The sequence below is a fragment of the Mucilaginibacter roseus genome, from assembly GCF_021215455.1.
In the GTDB taxonomy this organism is placed as follows: Bacteria; Bacteroidota; Bacteroidia; order Sphingobacteriales; family Sphingobacteriaceae; genus Mucilaginibacter; species Mucilaginibacter roseus.
Map to the genome: position 1 here is coordinate 139,696 of NZ_JAJPWV010000005.1, position 16,910 is coordinate 156,605.

The following is a 16,910-nucleotide window of genomic DNA, read 5'->3' on the forward strand; positions in this document are numbered from 1 at the left end:
GCTTAATAGAAGAAAATTTAGCGAATTTTGCTTTTGAAATGGAACGCGATAATCCAATTAAAATTACCGACGAAAATACTGCCCTTACCAAGGCTATGCGTTATTGCGCCTACCAGGAACGCTCACAGCAGGAAGTTCGCGACAAAATGTACGAATGGGGTGTTGCCGGTCGTATTATCGAGATAGTGATCAGCAGACTGATCACAGAAAATTTTTTGAATGAGGAGCGCTTCGCACGTGTTTATGCCAAAAGCAAATTCAACCAAAAACACTGGGGTAAAATTAAAATAAAGCAAGGCCTCAAGTTAAAGCGCGTACCTGATGTGCTCATTAAAAAAGCCCTTGCCGGGATTGATCTGGATGATTACATGACCACGTTGCAGCAGTTATTACAAAAAAAGGCTGCATTGGTAAAAGAAAAGCACCCGTTAAAACGCCGGTATAAGCTGCAGCAATACGCCATGAGCCGGGGTTTTGAAAGCGATTTAATTTTAGATATTTTGAAAAACAGCGAGTTATAAAAAACTTTAAACTTTTTATACTTTTTACTTGCAGGAAACGGTTTTCTCTCTATCTTTGCAACCACAATCAGCAAACGGAATACGGCGGCAGATTGTGAGCAAAACAAATTGCGAAAGTAGCTCAGTTGGTAGAGCACGACCTTGCCAAGGTCGGGGTCGCGAGTTCGAATCTCGTCTTTCGCTCCAATCCCTTCTTTTAACCAGAAGGGATTTATTTTTAAAAGGTTAATCACCTGCCTGGGTGGTGGAACTGGTAGACACGCAGGACTTAAAATCCTGTTCGCCTTAAAGCGAGTGCGGGTTCGATTCCCGCCCCAGGTACAAAAGCACGGAGTATTTTTACTTCGTGCTTTTTATTTTTAAAACCAATCTCTTACGAGAAATTCCCTGCCGGCTAATTAAGTTTACACGCGAGGACACTCCAAGATGCAAAATCTAAGCAGAAATGTTCAGCTTTAGTTCAGTATTATGGCTAAATAAACGTTGGGCGATTAATCAATCGTTTGTTTTCTTTGGAAGTTATGACTCATGTCTTGTCTATCGATTATATGTTGAGTTCGGCATGTAAATCAATCAAAAAAGCGGTGGCGGTCATTAACCCGTCACCGCTTTTTAGTGTTAACTATGCTTGCTGATCCAAATCTTCATCTGAGCATTTGCCCACCATAGGGAGTCCTCTTGCCCCCAGCCATGTGTCATAGCATATTGATACGCCATTGACCATGCGGCTAAAGCGTTGGTCGGTTCCGGTGCAATCATTGCCCTGTTAGTGCCGGATTGCGCGGTTGGTTTAGTTTGAGCTTTAGATGACGATGGCATGAAGGCTACAGTCGCCAAAGCAAACATTGCTGAAAGAATGATCTTTTTCATGATTTGTAAATTAATTTATGTTAAACATTAAGTTTCCTATGCTAACCGAAGCAAATAATATTAAATATTAACCTTCGATTAATAAAACAAACATGTCATTATAACGATTTTTAATTCACAATGTTGTGATTTATTATATTTGAGAATCATGTGAACTCAATTCACAACACATCATTTGTGTGTAATTCAATATAAACAACTAAAAACCAGCATATTCGCACGATTTTCAATTATTGAGAGATATGTCAGGCGGCATTTTTTCATGAGTTGAGATGAGGTGACCTAATCTTGACATCGTCCATACAAATATCGGAAGAGGTACCTTTAATTCTGAACAGGGTAAATGCTTGCTTTTAAAACCTGGGTTATTATCCCTTTTAAACGCTAACCTCAAGCTTATAACCTTTACCCCTTACAACCACAATATTGATATTGGGATCGGGATCCAATTTTTTTCTGAGTTTAGATATAAACATGTCTAAACTTCGGCCAACAATAACACCCTCATCCTCCCATATCTCTTTTTGAAGGCGGTTGCGCTCAATGGTACAGTTGGGAGATATCGCGAAAATGCGGAGCAGGCGTGTTTCGGTCCCGGTGAGGTCTGTAGCCTGTCCGTCTATTATAAGTTTACGGTTGCGGGTGTCAAACGCTACCGCTCCCAAAGTTAATATTTCGTCGGCCGGGGCGTTGGTAATTGTGTTTTTAAGTTTTACAGATCTGAATAATACAAACCCAACAAATGCTAAAAATGGGAAACCGGCCAAAACATATCCGTTTTTTATCACAGTTATCCCCGTAGGCTTAAATTTAACATCGATCACGTAATTTGCCCGGGGCTGATTTCTCCCTTTACAGGACACAATATCATCTTGTTTATTTTTTGATATCGCAAATCCATAAACTACATCGTTAGTACCCTGATTAAAAACATTAACAACAAAATCTTTGGAGATCGGGTCATTGGCCAGCAAACGACTGGCAGTATTTACCATAAGGGCCGGTTGAAAAGTAAGTTTATTTTCGAAACTGATCTGGTATTCATCTGCCGAAATTTTTTTTACCGGTAAAACCCTTGATGTACTGTCGCCCGACTGTAATAGCACTTCGTGCCCTACCCTGCGGAGCAAAACCTCTCTCCGTGCGAGGTCGAAGTCGCTAACATCTGCCAAACAGAAAGCAACGCTTATCACGGCGATAAACAAAAGCGTTATCGATACTAACAAATACTTACGCTTTCCGGAAATCAGATTTCGGCTATCAACCATAGTGTCAATATTTTATTTACAAAGTTTACATTTTTATTTACAATACGGATAATTCAGATGGGCAGCTATCAGCGTAGTTTCGTTGTATCAAATCGATAAAATATAAAAATATGAAAAAAATCATTTATGCGCTCGTTTTACCGCTGGTGGTGGTAAGCGGGCTTGTATTTGCTAATGATGAGGTAAAAGACGAGCCTTTAAAAAAAACAACCTCGAAGCCGCTAACCGCTACCGAAAAGGAAGCTGCACTAAAAAGATGGGAGGCTACACCTGATGGCATAAAGTACAAAGAATGGAAAGCCTCTGCCGAAGGTAGAAAGGTATTTGACGCCTCTGAGAAAGTAAGAGCGGATATTAAGGATTACAGCGATATGGATGCAGTTATAACCTCACTATCGCTTCCACCAAATTCATCATTAGGTTTCGGACTGATGGTAAAGATCAATAATGAAGATTATATACTTAGTTTTGGAACTGAAAAGACTTTCGTAAATTTTTTAACATTTAATGGCGAATTTAAACAATTGTACAACCTGAAAATTAACGACAGGATAATTATCAGGAGTCATAGCGTATCACACGCACCTAAATATTCCTATCCAATTATATCAGGCGACTACGTGAAATATGACGGTAAAGTAATTTATGAACGCGCACCTCGCAAAGGTGGTTGCTAAGCTGTTATTTAGCGTATAGTGAATTGTTGGCAACTATAAAACGGGTTAAACAATCAAAATAAGTAAATACAAATCAGGTGCAAACCGATACATATAAACACTGAAGCGCTTTTAATAAGCGCCTCAGTGTTTATATGACATTAGTGATATCGGTATACATTATTCAGCATAGAGACGCCGTTATGCGTTTCGAAGGAGTTAAGCACACCGGTGTCAGGCGTACGGATTCCCCATTTACCCCACATCAAACCGTTTGAATTGCGTGCTGCCCAGGCGGCTGTAGCATTATTGTCGAGCCATTGCCCGTAGGTACCCTGCAGTCCGGCCGATGCTACGTAAATACAAGCCCAGCGTGCGAATATTCCTTTAAATCCTTGCGTGTCGCCTGTATCATATTCATCAGGTAGTATGCCCGCCGAGTTACACATATTGTTTTTGGTATAATTCATTACATTGTTTGCCATGGTTGTATAATTTACCGCCGGATAGTAGCTGCGCAAAATATCGCAGGCACCTATAAAGGTTCCTTGGGTATAAGTACGTGTACCTTCGGTGATCACATTAGCTGCGTTAACAGCCCCCTTAACCTCGCCGTTTGAGACATAGAACATACCCACCATCCAATCCATAATCATTTTGGCTTTGGTTTTATAGTCGGCATTACCGGTTGCCTGGTATATCTTCATGGCACAAATAACAGCGGGCGCGTTTACGCAAACGTTTTTGGATTGCTTATCCGTTTTCCACCATAGGCCTCCACCCAGTTGCGTATCCCAGGCACGGTTCCAAACCAAGTCGAAGTTGGCTTTAGCCATATCCAGCATACCGCCATCATTGGTAATAGTATAAGCACGGATGCACATCAACGCCCCCCAGATGACGTCATCATTAAATTCGTTATTGGCCCAATTGGTTCCGTAACCATCGCGCATGCCGTTGTACAGGTAATGTATCTTGTTCTTAAAATCCTGGCTGGGGTTGGCATCGTAAGCATCAATAAACATCTCAATGGCTTCGGCCTGCGTCCAGAAGTCCATGCGGCCATTATGGTTCAGGTCTTTCCAATAATAAGCTTTGAACGATGGCCCGTAGGTTCCATATTGATTGTAAAAATTGTTATTATAAACCTGCATAGCTAACAATGCTTCGCTTCGAGTAGGTATAGCCGCGGTCCGTTTATTACCGTTGGACACTGCCCCGCCGACTTTTGTTAGCGGTTCATTCTTTTTGCACCCCATTATTGAAAACGCGGTTATTACAATAGATAATAAGCACAAAACAAGCGTTTGCTTTTTCATAAGTAAGTTGAATTTAATTGGTTGATGATAAAAAACGGTTAAAGCCTTTATGTGATATAAAAGCTTTAACCGTTTGTATTATTGAATTTTAACTGATGTAATTACATCATTAGCGTTAGGTGACAGTGTAGTAAAGTTTGAATTGTTGGATGTCAGCGTCCACGATTGTCCGGTCGAGTTATTATCGGCATACATCGTCACGGTCCAACCGCTTGGTATTTTAATGGATGATGCCCAATCGTTCACAAAGCCAAATTTTTCGAGCTGGGTAAGCGTGTAAGTACCTTTCGGGATAATGCCGGTACCATAGCCACCATAATTAGCATCAGCAAAAAAGCGCACGCCAGTACCCAGGCTGGTATCGTATACCGTGGCCTTGCCATACAAAACATTTGAAAAACTGGAGAGATAGGTATGCACATCGGTATTTGGCAAATTATAAGTAAGGTAAATGCCGTAACCGTTATTCACCGTTTGCGTAGCCAGGCTGGCCGCGGTAGCTGAGCTGGTTGCCTGAATGTCAATCGCAGCCGGACCAAGATTGGCCGCGCTTAAACCTGGAACTGTGGGTACGGAGTACGTGCCATAAATGGCATTCCAGCTATAATTAATTTTTGAACCGACTGTTACTCCGTTATAGGATAATCGGGAAGCCGCAGGACCATAATAATAAAATGAGATTATTTTGTTAGGCAACAACTGACGCAAGGCAGTTACCAAGTAAACAAACGAGCTGGAATTAGGCTGCCCGGTTCCATTAGCACCATAATTGGCATACTCATCGTCAAAGTCGATACCATCCAGATTATAGGTATTTACGGCATTAGCTAACTGCTGCGCGAAGGCCTGCGCGGCAGCCTGATTTGGAAAATTACAAATACCCGCTCCCTGGTGATTACCTAATATAGACAGTAAAACTTTTATCCCCCTATCCTGCAATGGTTGGATATAAGTGTTACGATTAGTTAGCACATTGGTAACCTGCTGATTAAAATAAAGCTGAGCCGTTTGAGTTGATGTATTGTAATTGATGTTAGCCGCGAAGATGATACCGATATCAAACAATTGCTCGCCTGTTGTGAGCTTGTAGTTGCCTACATTACGTATATCATTGTAATTCACTTCAACGTAACATACGCTTTTGGGGCCGCTTGCACCAAGTGCATCCGACCTTTTTACAGGTGCTTGTTTATTCACGTCAACAACAGGTGCCGCGTCTTTTTTACAGGCTGAAATTGAGAGCATAAGCGCTCCGGCCGTCATAACGACAGCATTTTTAAATACTAAGTTTGTTTTCATAAATTGGTTTTTTTGGATTAATTGGTTTGGTTAGTAAAGAGCAGAACTTAGTTTATCCATAGGCAAATTGATTTAGCTTAATAGGTGTGTTTACCTAAACCGGTAGATACGATAATGCAAACACGTTGACAGCAAGGGTGCCGGGCACCGAAAGAAATTTAATTGGTTATAGTTTATTCAAACGGACAAGCCAACCGTTTGGTTACATCACGATGTACAAAAAGAGTAGAGGCTATATTTTGCTAAAACAAAAACGGCCGCCTTTACAAAAAGCGGCCGTTTATTTTAGTTGGCATATACTATAGCTCTCTCACCCAGATATTTCGATAACTGATAGGCTCGCTTGGGTCGCCGTGCGATTGTAGCTTTATTGGCGCAGGCCCATGCGCTTTATAAGCCGGTTGGCCGATGTATGGCGTATCTCCTTTTAAAATATAATTATTTTGCACCAGCACCCCGTTATGTATAGCGGTAACACGCGCAGGCGATTTCAGGCTGCCATCCTCGTTAAAACGTGGCGCGGTCCAGATAACATCATAGGTTTGCCACTCGCCCGGTTTGCGCGCAGCGTTAGCCAGCGGGATGGATTGCTTGTAGATACTACCTACCTGCCCATTTACATAAGTTTTATTCTGATAGTTGTCCAGCACTTGCAGTTCGTAACCACCAGCACCCCAGGGCAACGCCGCTAAAAATATACCGCTGTTGCCCCTGCCCTGCCCGGTGCCATGTATAACCATGGGTATCTGGTACTCAATGTGGAGCTGGTAATCGGTAAAGTTTCGTTTTGTGCGCAGGTCACCTTTGGTTTTATCAACAGTCATAGCGCCATTGGCAAGTTTCCATTTTTGGGTTGATGTGCTATCATTTAGTAACACCCATTCGTCAAGGTTTTTTCCGTCAAATAGCACAATAGCATCCGAAGGTGCTCCGCCCAACGTTTTGGCGGGTGTTACCATCTTTGGTTCGGGTGACCAAACCTCCGTATCTTCGGGCTTTGCATTCTGCGCATGCGCGTTCAGCGCAAATAAACCGGCTATTCCAATTGTATAGAGACTTTTCATTACTGTAAATCTATTTTTCAAGCGACTTTATCCATTGAGCAATTTTGCGGGCTTCAGCCTTAGGTACCTGTGGCATAGGTGGCATAGGCGTTGAATAATCAGGCCAATGCTCTGGTTTGGGCTCGCGTATCAATTCCATAATTTCTTCAACGCTATACTTGCGCTTAGCCACTTCAACATAAGCCGGGCCAACCTGGCGAGTATTAGCATTATGGCAAGCCAGGCAAGTGTTTTTGGTAAGTAACGTTTTTACTTCAGCATAAGTGGGTGCTTTAGCGGGTGCAGCTGTTTTGGTGGCGGTACCCTTGCTCTCCTTTTTAGGTGCTACCACAACATTTTTGGCGGCAGTATTCTTTGTGCTTACACCTGTCATACTTAACTTCGGCCCTTCCGGGATATTGTTAAGCGTATAATAACCCGTTGGATGTACCAAAGAATAAGAGTTTTCAGCATCGCGTACGCCATCTACCGTGATTGTATGAATATAATATCGGCGCAGCTTGCTTACAATTAAGCGGGCTTTAAATCCGTCTGCCGATACCTTAACACCCAGTATCGGGCATTTTTGCTCGTTAACCGGCGGGCTGCCGTAAACGCTATGGTATTTATAGATGTAACTTTCAATGTTGTATGAGGCAATGTCGCTGGCCGTCTTTTGATCAACTGGTTTTGTAAACTCAATCTCAAAACCATCAGGCATGGCGCGGATAGCACGCATTTCAAACGGCACTTTGTTATTCCATACCAAACGCTGTAAGCCCTCAGTAGCCTCGCCTGCCGACCCCCAACCGCGGTTAGTTTCGCCCGCGAAAAGAGAACCGTCCTTACCCCAGGCCAACCTTACCACTCCCGACTGAAAGCCACTGCGGAACGGCCAGGCAACGCCTTGATACTCACCGTTTACTTTTTCCATAAATACGCGGCTTACCATACTCTGGCCCTGATCGCCTACAAGTAGCTGGCCCTGGAACGGGCCAAATACGCCTTCCGGAATCTTAACGATCTCAGAATTTGAAATACCTAAAATACCGTGTGGCAACCATACAGCCGGCAATTGCAACTGGGGGAAGTCTTTCTTTATTTCGAATTCCGTGTTAAACTTTTCATTCACGATGTTTTGCGGTTTAACCGGGTTGCCATTTTTGTCGAACTCTTCGCGCATTTTGTTTTTAGCAAAAAACTGCTCAGACGTTATTTGTACCGGAGAGCCCGGCAAACCTGACCAAACCAAACTGGCCGGATGCCCCATAAATGAGCCCTTTTTAACCTGCATGATACTGCCTGAACCTACCCAATCGCCTTGATTATCCGTATAAAATAATTCATTGTCGATCATACTGATACCGCAGGGAGAGCGCATACCTGCCGCCCATGGTTCAACCCGGCCATCTTCATAAATATGCAGCGCCCAGCCACGCCACGGCACCATGCTTTTAGGTATCCACCAAATTGGCGGGAAACCCAGATTGAGGGTAACAAAGAAAGATCCATCGGCAGCCAGCTTCGGGCCAAAGCTGTACTCGTGATAGTTACCTGATAATGGCCAGGCATAAATAGTTTTAAATTCATCGGCCACACCGTCCATATCGGTATCGGTCATTTTAGTTAACTCGCCGCGCTGAACGCAATACAATGAGCCATTTTTGTAAGCCACACCTAAAACCTCATGCAAACCCGAAGCAAACTTGCGAAAAAAAGGCCGCTGGCTTGATGGATTCTCCACAATGAAAATATCCCCACGACGAGTTGATACCGCCAGGTTGCCGTTAGGCATAACGCATAAGCCACCTACCTCCAGTATGTTACCTTCGGGAGCAGGCACGCGCATTATCTTAAAATAGTCGTCCTCTTTTGGTGATTCGGCTTGTGCTAAACATGTACCGGGTAGCAACAGGCTTAACAAACCAACCTTTATATATTTAATAATATTGTTCATGCTGATAATTAAAAAAGAATGGAATAAGTTAACTTTTTGCTGATAGGTACAATGAGCTCTTCTTGCAGCCCGCTGTTGCGTATAATTGGTTTGCCGCTGTCATCACTCAAGTGCAAATAATAGCTTTTGTCGTTGATGATATACAAACCTTTACCTATTTCCTCGATCTTGTCAGCAGCCACAACCCGATAATAAAGCTTATCAGCCGGTTGTTGCAATTCAATAACGCGTTCAATGCCTTGCCCGCCATCTAAAACCGTAGTTGCGTCGGTTACTACAGTACCATAAATACTGTAGCTAAATGCTGGTTTTTTATCCTTATCTAACTTATAACCAATGGTTTTAAAACCGGTACCTGTAGTATCACTTCCCCACGCAGCAGTTGCATCACTTAACTTGTTAATAGCCGGTTTGGCACTACCGAACTGCAGCGCAAAACCGGTAGCGCGCGATGATCCGTCGCCGCGGTCGTGCCACATTGGGGTGGCATCTAAAAAGCCTCCGCGCCATAATTGTACCAGCATACCATTATCGGCATCGTAGGTGTAGTGCACCTGGGCACTGCTGCCTACATTGATGGCATGCGTTACACGCTTTCCATCCCTGAGGTCGATAAAACAGCGCAGCAACGAATTCTTGCCCGTCACGTTGATCAGTATCGGATCAACCATGTCTGATGAGGGTACATTGCCGTCGCTTATCAAATACTCGCGCACGCCTGGTCCGGCCACTACTAAACCTAAAGCAGGTCTGGCCCAGTCTACCACCTTTGAGTAATACAGATCAAACGGTGTTGTACCTGCTTTAAGCGTTACCTTACCTGTTCCGCCATTCTCTTTTACGGTTACCACGGGATTGCCTGCCACACGCATAATGCCGCTGCCACCGGGAACGCTTAGGTTAAAAGAATATTCGCCCGGCTCCGCTACTTTTATATCGCCGGTATAATGTATCAGGAAATCGTTTTGCAGGGTATTTACGTTTGATGACAATAGTACAGAGGTACCCTTAGCTTCAGGAGCGGCTGTTTTATAATCGGGCTCGCCATCAAACTTACCTTTATAAACCGCATAGTTAAGGTTAAGCAGTTCGGGGCGAGGCTTATTGTATAGTGTGTAGCTTATATTGCGAAACGCTACGGAACCATGATCACCCTGCAACCGCAACGGCCCGTTGGCTGTTTCCTGCTGACTAAGCGCACCCCGCGTCGGGCCCGACAGCTCAACGTTATCCTGAATCCTGATACCATTTAGCTCAACAAGTAAAATACGTGCATTTTCAGTTTTCTTACCTGCACCATCAAACTTCGGCGCCTGAAAAGATATTTTAATATGCTGCCAAACGCCTGGAGCTCGTGTTACATTTTGCCTCGGCGCATGGCCGTCGTAACCTCGCTGCCCTTCCGGACGGGCATCATCCCAGCGTTCATAAATCCCTCCGTTATCACTGGCTTTCGCGTCAGTTGCTCCCCAGCTATCTGCCAGTTGAATTTCATATAATCCCTGCAGGTAAATTCCGGAGTTTGAACCACGTGCCATCATGTAATCCATTTCCATATCCATGTCGCCATGCTGCATTTGGGTTAGCAAGTCTTCACCCTTCTTTTTCTCATCAAAAACATTAACAAGCACACCTGTGCCTTTAACTATACTTAAGGCGCCTGCTTTTTCGGGATTCATGATTACATCGCCGGCTATTTGCCAGCTTTTGGCAAGCTTAAATGCAGATAGATCAGTAAGCGGCAGCTTATTTTGCTGACCATTTGATTGTGCAATTACTGCCAGCGGGAAGCAAATCCACAAAAAAACAGGCACGTTGCACAACATGCGTTTTAATTTATTCATTTTGGGTTATAAAGGTTATTTGCAATCGATTGCTTAAAGATGCATGTAAATTTGATACATCCTAAAGTTGGCCTATTTTATTTAAAGCGAATTGTATCATTTTAACCTTTGATAGTGTTATTTTAACAGGATTGGCAAGGTAGAAATTGAGCATGCCATCGCTAATCCATCAAAAAGTAATCCGGCGCTAAAAAGCCTTAGCTTAAGTAAGATTATTGGCAATAAAAACTATATATTTGAGTTTACATCTACTAATTACAAAAAAGGCAAATGGTCAAATTATTCATTGGCGGGCATCCGCTAACTATGGATGAGCTGCAACTCGTTCAGCTTGTAAGTCCATACGGGCAGGTTGCTACTATAAAAATGGTACGCGACAGGCAAACAAGAAAATCAAAGGGATACTCATTTTTAGAAATTACAGATATTGAAGGTGCGGAACGCATAATGGAGGCGTTACAAGGGAAAGCTTACGGCGATAAAGAATTAAAGATAAACATTGTACCACCTGATGCTGAGCCGGCAAAGAAACCACAAAGGCCGGGGGGGTTCAGGGCACCTACTTATGCTAAGGTTGAGCGCCGAGGCCCATCGCCATCTTACGGTGGTTCACCATCACAAGATGGCTCAAAACCGAGAAGGCCACGTAAGCAATTTTAAGACATGACAGATAGCCGCGATAAGCGGCTATTTTAGTATTCAACCGTTACGTTAAAACCTAAACCGCCAACACCAACCCTCTCCCAGCGCGCCTGGCTTGTTTCGCGCCATACCAATGCACCGCTTAAAAAGCTCGATGAAAACATTACGCCACCCCTGGCCGACTGTATCCACTCCAGGCTTACAAAGAAGTCGTCTTCCACGTAAATATTATAAGGTTCAAGGTTTACGCTTATCTCATCGTCACCATTGTGCAGGGTAACAAAAATATTTTGGTGCTGCAATATCTGATCGGGCAAACCGTTTTTCACGCTGTAAAAGTTAAGGCGCATTTTAACAGAGTCTGCTGGTCCGGATGATATGGAAGCGTTGAAACGTTTAAGATAAGTTGGCGAGCGCTTTATCTTGATGATGCGACCAAGCTCATGCCCCAACCTGCTGCTGGAAAACCCTGAATTTGATGATTTAGATTTGGTGGTATTACCCAAAACAGCTGTTTTCCACTTTTTAGGCTTGACCGTTACTTCTTTCAGTTTGATGTTATCAGCCTCGAGCTTCACGGTTTTACCCTGATAGCCTGATGCGAAAGCAGATGAAAGCAAAACAAAAGGCTTGTAACCTATCATAGATATTTTAACCGTATCGCTTACACTGCCTTTTAAATCGAGCTTATAACGCCCCTTATCGTCGGTAACAGTACCAATGGATTTACCTACTATACCAACGTTAACGTAGGCCAATGGCTGCCCGCTACCGGCATCGGTCACAACACCTTCAACCAATTGGGCATAAGAAACACTGTAACAAAACAGTGTAAATAATAAGGCCAGGATTTTTTTCATTAAAAAGAATTGATTAGTGTAAACCCTTGCGTTTTAATAAGCCGCCAGTAGTATCTTCAATACTTTGCTGCACGATGAAAGCCTTAGGGTCTATCTCTAATATAACTTGTTTGATGGATGGTACCTCAAGCCGGGTGGCTACGGTGAACACGATATCACGGGTATCGTTAATCTCACCATCCTTGCCATAGCCGCTTTTACCCTGATAAATGGTAACGCCACGGCCAAGTTGGTTGGTAATGATGCGGCGTATTAATTCGCTCTTGGTTGAGATTACAGTTATGCCGGTGTATTGTTCCAAACCATTCAATATAACATCAATCATTTTTGAGGCAGCAAGATAAGTCAGAATAGAATAAAGTGCCGACTCAACACCCAGAAACTTAGCCGCAGTAAGGAATATGATTACATTAAAAATCAGGATAACGTCGTTAACCTTAACTACCTGCGCCTTTTTGCTGACTAACAAAGCGGCTATCTCGGTACCATCCAACACCGCGCCGCCCCTGATAGCCAATGCTATACCCACGCCAATAAACAAGCCACCAAATACGGCGGTAAGTAATTTATCTGAAGTAACATCAGGTACGTTAATAAAAGCCAGCGCTAACGAAAGCCCGGCAATAGCGGCTGTGCTTTTTACGGCGAATAGTGTGCCCAGCTTATTATACCCTAACCACAAAAACGGTACGTTTATAACAAAAATAAGTATAGCGATTGGTATGCCGAATATATTAGAGATCAGCATGGATATACCGGTTACGCCGCCATCAATAAAATGGCTGGAAAGTAGAAATCCTTTAAGGCCGAAGGTTGCTGAAATAATACCAAGTAAAATCAGGATAGTATTGTTGATAATGGTCCTTTTGGAGAAGGTTGACATTTTCTTCATTCCCAAATATAACTTTTTTGAGCCTAAAAGCCATTCTTAAATTTTGCTACCTTTGTATTAAACTATTTGCTAAGCACTTATGAAAAGATTGTTTTTACTTGTAGCCAGCTTATTTATAGCTGCCACAAGCTTTGCACAGGACGAAATTATACCTGCCGCGCCAGGTGTTACCTACGGCGATAAAGTTACCGCCAACAACGCTATCCAGCTAAATGAATTAAATACCAAACTTGGTAAGGATTCAGTTTATAAAGGAAAGATTACCGGTAAGGTGGTTGAGGTATGTAAAAAGAAAGGCTGTTTCATGACGCTTACACAACCAAGCGGATCGCCGATTATGGTTCGCTTTACTGATTACGCTTTTTTTATGCCGCAAAACATAGTAGGCAAAACCGTGGTAGTTGAAGGTACTGCTACTGTTAAAACCATATCAGTTGACCGCCTGCAGCATTTTGCTGCCGACGCCGGTAAAAGCAAAGAAGAAATTGCAAAAATAACCAAACCCAAAAAGGACGTTCAGATTATGGCTAACGGCGTGCTGGTGATGGATTGATTTTAAATCATACATAATAAAAATGCCCGGTGTTATTCAACACCGGGCATTTTTATTATCACCATTTCCAGTTAAGTTCAGTAATATATTTTAAGCCCTGCTTGTTACAAATATCTATTAATTCGTTTTTCAAAGCATCAAATCCATGTGTAGTTTTAGGAACTATTATCGCATTTCCACCTTTTATATTAATAAATATATGCTTACCTGTTTCACTTATATGAGTTAATCCAGCAAATGTTAAATTGGTTTCAGAATAGGAGTTTGCAATCTTCAGATGGTCGGTAAAGATATCTATCTTTCTGATTGCTATGTCCTTATTATATTGATCATTAATATATTTTTTATAATGATTGATATAATGCTTCTTTTGATAACTCGGGTAAAACAACAAAGAAACTATCCCTAATACACCAAAACAAATAGCAAACGATAAATTCTCTAACAAATACATGCCTATTGCAAGCCCAAAAAACGCTATCGATAACCATGCCCAATTACTATTCATTTGCTTTATAGCTATTTTACTCTTTGATGCTTTATATAATGAATAAATCAAAAAATCCTCTTCGTTTAAAGATAGATCGTACTGCATAAGGTTGTAATTGAGGTTGATTGGAATTTGTGGCCTATTTAAACACTATCTGTATCGTATTGCGGCTCTGCTGTTCAAGCAGCACCTCTCTACCATTAATATACTGGTCTACTGAGTCTGCCTGATAATGCCGTAAAGTAATCAGGCTTAGCCCGTCATTGTATTTTACTTTAAATGCTTGTTTTATGCTGATAAGCAAATCATCAAAACGCTCCGGCTTCATATCTATGCATATGGAGAAGCTTAACGCCGATGTTTGCAGCACATTGGCTTTTACATGATGACGCGCAAAGACGGCGAATATGCTGCTCAAATGATCTTCGGTTATGAAAGAATAATCCTTAGCGGAGATGGATATCAGCACCTGGTTTTGCTTAACAATAATCACCGGCTTCTCAAACACCGGCACCACTCCTTCTTTGATCACCGTTCCGCGCGCATCCGGCTGATTGAAAGATTTTACTAACAGCGGTATATCGGCATTTTGCAGCGGCTTAATAGTTTTCGGGTGTATAACACTTGCGCCATAATAGGTCATTTCAATAGCCTCGTTATAGCTCAACTCATCAAATTTAACCGTATCCGTAAACAATTTAGGATCGGCATTCAGGATGCCGGGTACGTCTTTCCAGGTAGTTACTGATTCAGCATTGAGGCAGGATGCGAATATCGAAGCCGTATAATCAGAACCTTCGCGCCCTAAAGTAGTCGTAAAATTTTCAGATGTGCCGCCTAAAAAACCCTGCGTAACAACTATACTATTTTGTAAAAGCATAGGGATATCCTGCCGAATAGCTTCGCGGGTTTTTTGCCAGTCAACCACGCCCTCCCGATAAGTATTATCGGTATGTATAAAACTGCGTACGTCCAGCCATTTACTGGTTAAGCCGATAGTATTCAGGTAGGCATTTACAATACGGGTTGATACTAGTTCGCCGATGGATACAATCTGATCGTAAATGAAATCAAAGTTGTCATGCGGCTCATCTTCTATCATCCAGTCTATTTCAACAAAGGTATTTTGTACCTCGTCAAAAACCGGGTGCCCGTCCTCAAACAAGTTATGCATGATGTTGAAATGATAGCTTTTAATATCTTCATAAACATCATGCATATCATTGCGTTGTTCAACATAGGCACGCGTTAAGTTTTCGAGCGCGTTGGTGGTTTTGCCCATTGCCGAAACAACAATAAGCATTTGTTGCGCCTGGTACTGTTTAACTATATGGCCAAGGTTTTTAACACCTTCAGCATCCTTTACCGAAGCGCCTCCGAATTTAAATACAAGCATTTATTGTTTAAGGTATTGTGTTATTACGGTATTAGGCCGTAACAGTTTTTTAATTTGAGCGTATGGTACAACCAGCTCGGTTTGCCCGGCTGCGTAAGGCTTTATTTCATACTGATTATATAAAAATCTTAAGCCTATAGGTGTAACCAGGAAATTTTTATTCAGCGCAAATTTATTGTTATCAAAAAAATAATTGGTAGCTAATGATGCCGTATCGCTTAATTTCTCATTGGTTCTGAATATTTTTTCTGCAACTGCGTTTAACCTGGTGTTATATCCGTCAACCAGCAGATCATCAAGCGTCAGATCTTTATTGGTTTTGGTATCCCAGTTAATAAAGGCGGTAGTAGTGCCCCCATGCGCCCCACCCTGAAAAATATAACCCGAAACCTCTATGGCTACCAGATTAGTATCCTGATGTACAACGGTGGCATGGCTGTCCATCTCAAAATACATCTTGGTATCCGGGTTTTCCTTTTTAAACGTTTCGTAGTCGTTTAAAAAGCGTTTGGCATAAGCGCTAATACTGCTGTCCGCCTTTCCATCATAAGCAAATAGCAAAAGCAACTTACGTTCAACGCTATCATTAAGCTTTGGCTGATCTTTAAATTCAGGATATTTAACAGTAAAATGCGTGCAGGTACTGTCACCTTTATCGCCACAATCGGCAGCACGTTCAGAAAAAGTTTTGTACTCGTAATTTAGGGTATCTTTGTAAATAGCGTCCTTTTGTTCAATATGCTGATCGCTCCAAACGCATGAGGCCAGCGATACGCTAAAAAATATAAAAACAGCGGCAAGATAATATATTGTTCTCATGCTGATAATAACCTTAAAAGCTAAGTAATTGTTCTTTACTGAGCGATGCGTTCAACCAACCGGCTTCAATGGCTGCGTTATATTTGTTATAGAAATTGATGGCAGGCTCGTTCCAGTCAAGCACCTGCCAGCTCATGCCGTTAAAGCCAAGTTCCTGCGCTTCCTGCACTATACGGTCAAACAACAATTTGCCCAGCCCGCGGCCACGCATAGTTTCAGTAACGTAAAAATCCTCGAGGTATAGCCGGCAGCCCTTCCAGGTTGAAAAACGCACATAATAAAGTGCAAAACCAACTATAAGTCCGTCAACCTCGGCAACAAAGGCTTTCCATACCGGTTTGTTGCCAAAGCCGGCTTCCTCCAGTTCCTGCAAGGTTATGGTTACCTCTTGCGGCGCCTTTTCATACAAAGCTAATTCGTTCACCAGTTCTAAAATGCGGCGGCAGTCATCCTTAATGGCAACACGTAAATGCAATTTCAT

General features: G+C 42.5%; 17 protein-coding genes and 2 tRNA genes. 6 read left to right on the forward strand and 13 right to left on the reverse strand.

Going from position 1 to position 16,910, the window contains the following annotated elements:
* The first annotated feature begins 38 nt into the window (after positions 1-38).
* From LT679_RS15875 to LT679_RS15885, 3 genes are all read left to right on the forward strand, one after another.
* Positions 39-521, forward strand: coding sequence for a regulatory protein RecX (locus LT679_RS15875; protein ID WP_232178651.1), 483 nt, complete (start codon positions 39-41; stop codon positions 519-521).
* A 110-nt stretch (positions 522-631) separates the two neighbouring features.
* Positions 632-707 (forward strand) — tRNA-Gly (locus tag LT679_RS15880).
* A 49-nt stretch (positions 708-756) separates the two neighbouring features.
* Positions 757-842, forward strand: a tRNA-Leu gene (locus LT679_RS15885).
* Between the two features lie 297 nt (positions 843-1,139).
* On the opposite strand, the gene LT679_RS15890 is transcribed toward LT679_RS15885, so the two are convergent.
* Both LT679_RS15890 and LT679_RS15895 read right to left on the reverse strand, forming a co-directional pair.
* Positions 1,140-1,391 (reverse strand): hypothetical protein, encoded by a 252-nt coding sequence (locus LT679_RS15890; protein ID WP_232178652.1) that lies wholly within the window; start codon positions 1,389-1,391, stop codon positions 1,140-1,142.
* 377 nt (positions 1,392-1,768) lie between these two features.
* Positions 1,769-2,659 carry a winged helix family transcriptional regulator gene (locus LT679_RS15895; RefSeq protein ID WP_232178653.1) on the reverse strand — a complete coding sequence of 297 codons (891 nt, stop codon included), beginning with the start codon at positions 2,657-2,659 and terminating at the stop codon, positions 1,769-1,771.
* A 110-nt stretch (positions 2,660-2,769) separates the two neighbouring features.
* Here LT679_RS15895 and LT679_RS15900 point away from each other — a divergent pair, with 110 nt between their 5' ends.
* On the forward strand, positions 2,770-3,336 hold the full coding sequence (locus tag LT679_RS15900; protein ID WP_232178654.1) for a hypothetical protein: 567 nt from the start codon (positions 2,770-2,772) through the stop codon (positions 3,334-3,336).
* A 140-nt stretch (positions 3,337-3,476) separates the two neighbouring features.
* Here the strand turns inward: LT679_RS15900 and LT679_RS15905 are convergent, their stop codons facing one another.
* The 5 genes from LT679_RS15905 to LT679_RS15925 all read right to left on the reverse strand — a co-directional run bounded on the left by LT679_RS15905 (position 3,477) and on the right by LT679_RS15925 (position 10,777).
* Complete coding sequence (locus tag LT679_RS15905) at positions 3,477-4,634, reverse strand: glycoside hydrolase family 76 protein (protein ID WP_232178655.1); 1,158 nt, start codon at positions 4,632-4,634, stop codon at positions 3,477-3,479.
* A gap of 78 nt (positions 4,635-4,712) precedes the next feature.
* Positions 4,713-5,933 (reverse strand): endo-beta-N-acetylglucosaminidase H, encoded by a 1,221-nt coding sequence (locus LT679_RS15910; RefSeq protein ID WP_232178656.1) that lies wholly within the window; start codon positions 5,931-5,933, stop codon positions 4,713-4,715.
* Positions 5,934-6,232: 299 nt separating this feature from the next.
* Positions 6,233-6,997, reverse strand: a complete 765-nt coding sequence (locus LT679_RS15915) for a 3-keto-disaccharide hydrolase (protein ID WP_232178657.1) — start codon at positions 6,995-6,997, stop codon at positions 6,233-6,235.
* Positions 6,998-7,007: 10 nt separating this feature from the next.
* Positions 7,008-8,933, reverse strand: coding sequence for a c-type cytochrome (locus LT679_RS15920; protein WP_232178658.1), 1,926 nt, complete (start codon positions 8,931-8,933; stop codon positions 7,008-7,010).
* An 8-nt stretch (positions 8,934-8,941) separates the two neighbouring features.
* Positions 8,942-10,777, reverse strand: coding sequence for a 3-keto-disaccharide hydrolase (locus tag LT679_RS15925; RefSeq protein WP_232178659.1), 1,836 nt, complete (start codon positions 10,775-10,777; stop codon positions 8,942-8,944).
* Between the two features lie 270 nt (positions 10,778-11,047).
* Between LT679_RS15925 and LT679_RS15930 the strand changes: the two genes are divergently transcribed.
* Entirely contained in the window at positions 11,048-11,437 is a 390-nt protein-coding gene (locus tag LT679_RS15930; RefSeq protein WP_232178660.1) for an RNA recognition motif domain-containing protein, read from the forward strand.
* A 32-nt stretch (positions 11,438-11,469) separates the two neighbouring features.
* Here LT679_RS15930 and LT679_RS15935 read toward each other — a convergent pair whose 3' ends face one another.
* Together LT679_RS15935 and LT679_RS15940 are read right to left on the reverse strand one after the other, a co-directional pair.
* Positions 11,470-12,279 carry a carboxypeptidase-like regulatory domain-containing protein gene (locus LT679_RS15935; RefSeq protein WP_232178661.1) on the reverse strand — a complete coding sequence of 270 codons (810 nt, stop codon included), beginning with the start codon at positions 12,277-12,279 and terminating at the stop codon, positions 11,470-11,472.
* A 13-nt stretch (positions 12,280-12,292) separates the two neighbouring features.
* Positions 12,293-13,171: a YitT family protein gene (locus tag LT679_RS15940; RefSeq protein WP_232178662.1), complete on the reverse strand. Its 879-nt coding sequence runs from the start codon at positions 13,169-13,171 to the stop codon at positions 12,293-12,295.
* Positions 13,172-13,250: 79 nt separating this feature from the next.
* Between LT679_RS15940 and LT679_RS15945 the strand changes: the two genes are divergently transcribed.
* The gene (locus LT679_RS15945; protein WP_232178663.1) at positions 13,251-13,724 is read left to right on the forward strand and encodes a DUF4920 domain-containing protein; all 474 of its coding nucleotides are present in this window, start codon (positions 13,251-13,253) and stop codon (positions 13,722-13,724) included.
* A 58-nt stretch (positions 13,725-13,782) separates the two neighbouring features.
* On the opposite strand, the gene LT679_RS15950 is transcribed toward LT679_RS15945, so the two are convergent.
* The 4 genes from LT679_RS15950 to LT679_RS15965 are packed head-to-tail and all read right to left on the reverse strand — an operon-like array spanning position 13,783 to position 16,910.
* On the reverse strand, positions 13,783-14,319 hold the full coding sequence (locus tag LT679_RS15950) for a YcxB family protein (RefSeq protein ID WP_232178664.1): 537 nt from the start codon (positions 14,317-14,319) through the stop codon (positions 13,783-13,785).
* A gap of 34 nt (positions 14,320-14,353) precedes the next feature.
* Complete coding sequence (locus LT679_RS15955) at positions 14,354-15,610, reverse strand: aspartate kinase (protein WP_232178665.1); 1,257 nt, start codon at positions 15,608-15,610, stop codon at positions 14,354-14,356.
* Positions 15,611-16,429 (reverse strand): DUF3298 and DUF4163 domain-containing protein, encoded by an 819-nt coding sequence (locus LT679_RS15960; RefSeq protein WP_232178666.1) that lies wholly within the window; start codon positions 16,427-16,429, stop codon positions 15,611-15,613.
* 13 nt (positions 16,430-16,442) lie between these two features.
* Positions 16,443-16,910, reverse strand: a complete 468-nt coding sequence (locus tag LT679_RS15965; RefSeq protein WP_232178667.1) for a GNAT family N-acetyltransferase — start codon at positions 16,908-16,910, stop codon at positions 16,443-16,445.

Bases quoted from the DNA above. Each gene is read 5' to 3' on its own strand.
- LT679_RS15960 (WP_232178666.1), bottom strand. From the start codon at position 16,429: ATGAGAACAATATATTATCTTGCCGCTGTTTTTATATTTTTTAGCGTA.
- LT679_RS15875 (WP_232178651.1), top strand. From the start codon at position 39: ATGGAACGCGATAATCCAATTAAAATTACCGACGAAAATACTGCCCTT.
- LT679_RS15905 (WP_232178655.1), bottom strand. From the start codon at position 4,634: ATGAAAAAGCAAACGCTTGTTTTGTGCTTATTATCTATTGTAATAACC.
- LT679_RS15945 (WP_232178663.1), top strand. From the start codon at position 13,251: ATGAAAAGATTGTTTTTACTTGTAGCCAGCTTATTTATAGCTGCCACA.
- LT679_RS15915 (WP_232178657.1), bottom strand. From the start codon at position 6,997: ATGAAAAGTCTCTATACAATTGGAATAGCCGGTTTATTTGCGCTGAAC.
- LT679_RS15895 (WP_232178653.1), bottom strand. From the start codon at position 2,659: ATGGTTGATAGCCGAAATCTGATTTCCGGAAAGCGTAAGTATTTGTTA.
- LT679_RS15900 (WP_232178654.1), top strand. From the start codon at position 2,770: ATGAAAAAAATCATTTATGCGCTCGTTTTACCGCTGGTGGTGGTAAGC.
- LT679_RS15955 (WP_232178665.1), bottom strand. From the start codon at position 15,610: ATGCTTGTATTTAAATTCGGAGGCGCTTCGGTAAAGGATGCTGAAGGT.
- LT679_RS15920 (WP_232178658.1), bottom strand. From the start codon at position 8,933: ATGAACAATATTATTAAATATATAAAGGTTGGTTTGTTAAGCCTGTTG.
- LT679_RS15965 (WP_232178667.1), bottom strand. From the start codon at position 16,910: ATGAAATTGCATTTACGTGTTGCCATTAAGGATGACTGCCGCCGCATT.
- LT679_RS15935 (WP_232178661.1), bottom strand. From the start codon at position 12,279: ATGAAAAAAATCCTGGCCTTATTATTTACACTGTTTTGTTACAGTGTT.
- LT679_RS15930 (WP_232178660.1), top strand. From the start codon at position 11,048: ATGGTCAAATTATTCATTGGCGGGCATCCGCTAACTATGGATGAGCTG.
- LT679_RS15950 (WP_232178664.1), bottom strand. From the start codon at position 14,319: ATGCAGTACGATCTATCTTTAAACGAAGAGGATTTTTTGATTTATTCA.
- LT679_RS15890 (WP_232178652.1), bottom strand. From the start codon at position 1,391: ATGAAAAAGATCATTCTTTCAGCAATGTTTGCTTTGGCGACTGTAGCC.
- LT679_RS15925 (WP_232178659.1), bottom strand. From the start codon at position 10,777: ATGAATAAATTAAAACGCATGTTGTGCAACGTGCCTGTTTTTTTGTGG.
- LT679_RS15910 (WP_232178656.1), bottom strand. From the start codon at position 5,933: ATGAAAACAAACTTAGTATTTAAAAATGCTGTCGTTATGACGGCCGGA.
- LT679_RS15940 (WP_232178662.1), bottom strand. From the start codon at position 13,171: ATGAAGAAAATGTCAACCTTCTCCAAAAGGACCATTATCAACAATACT.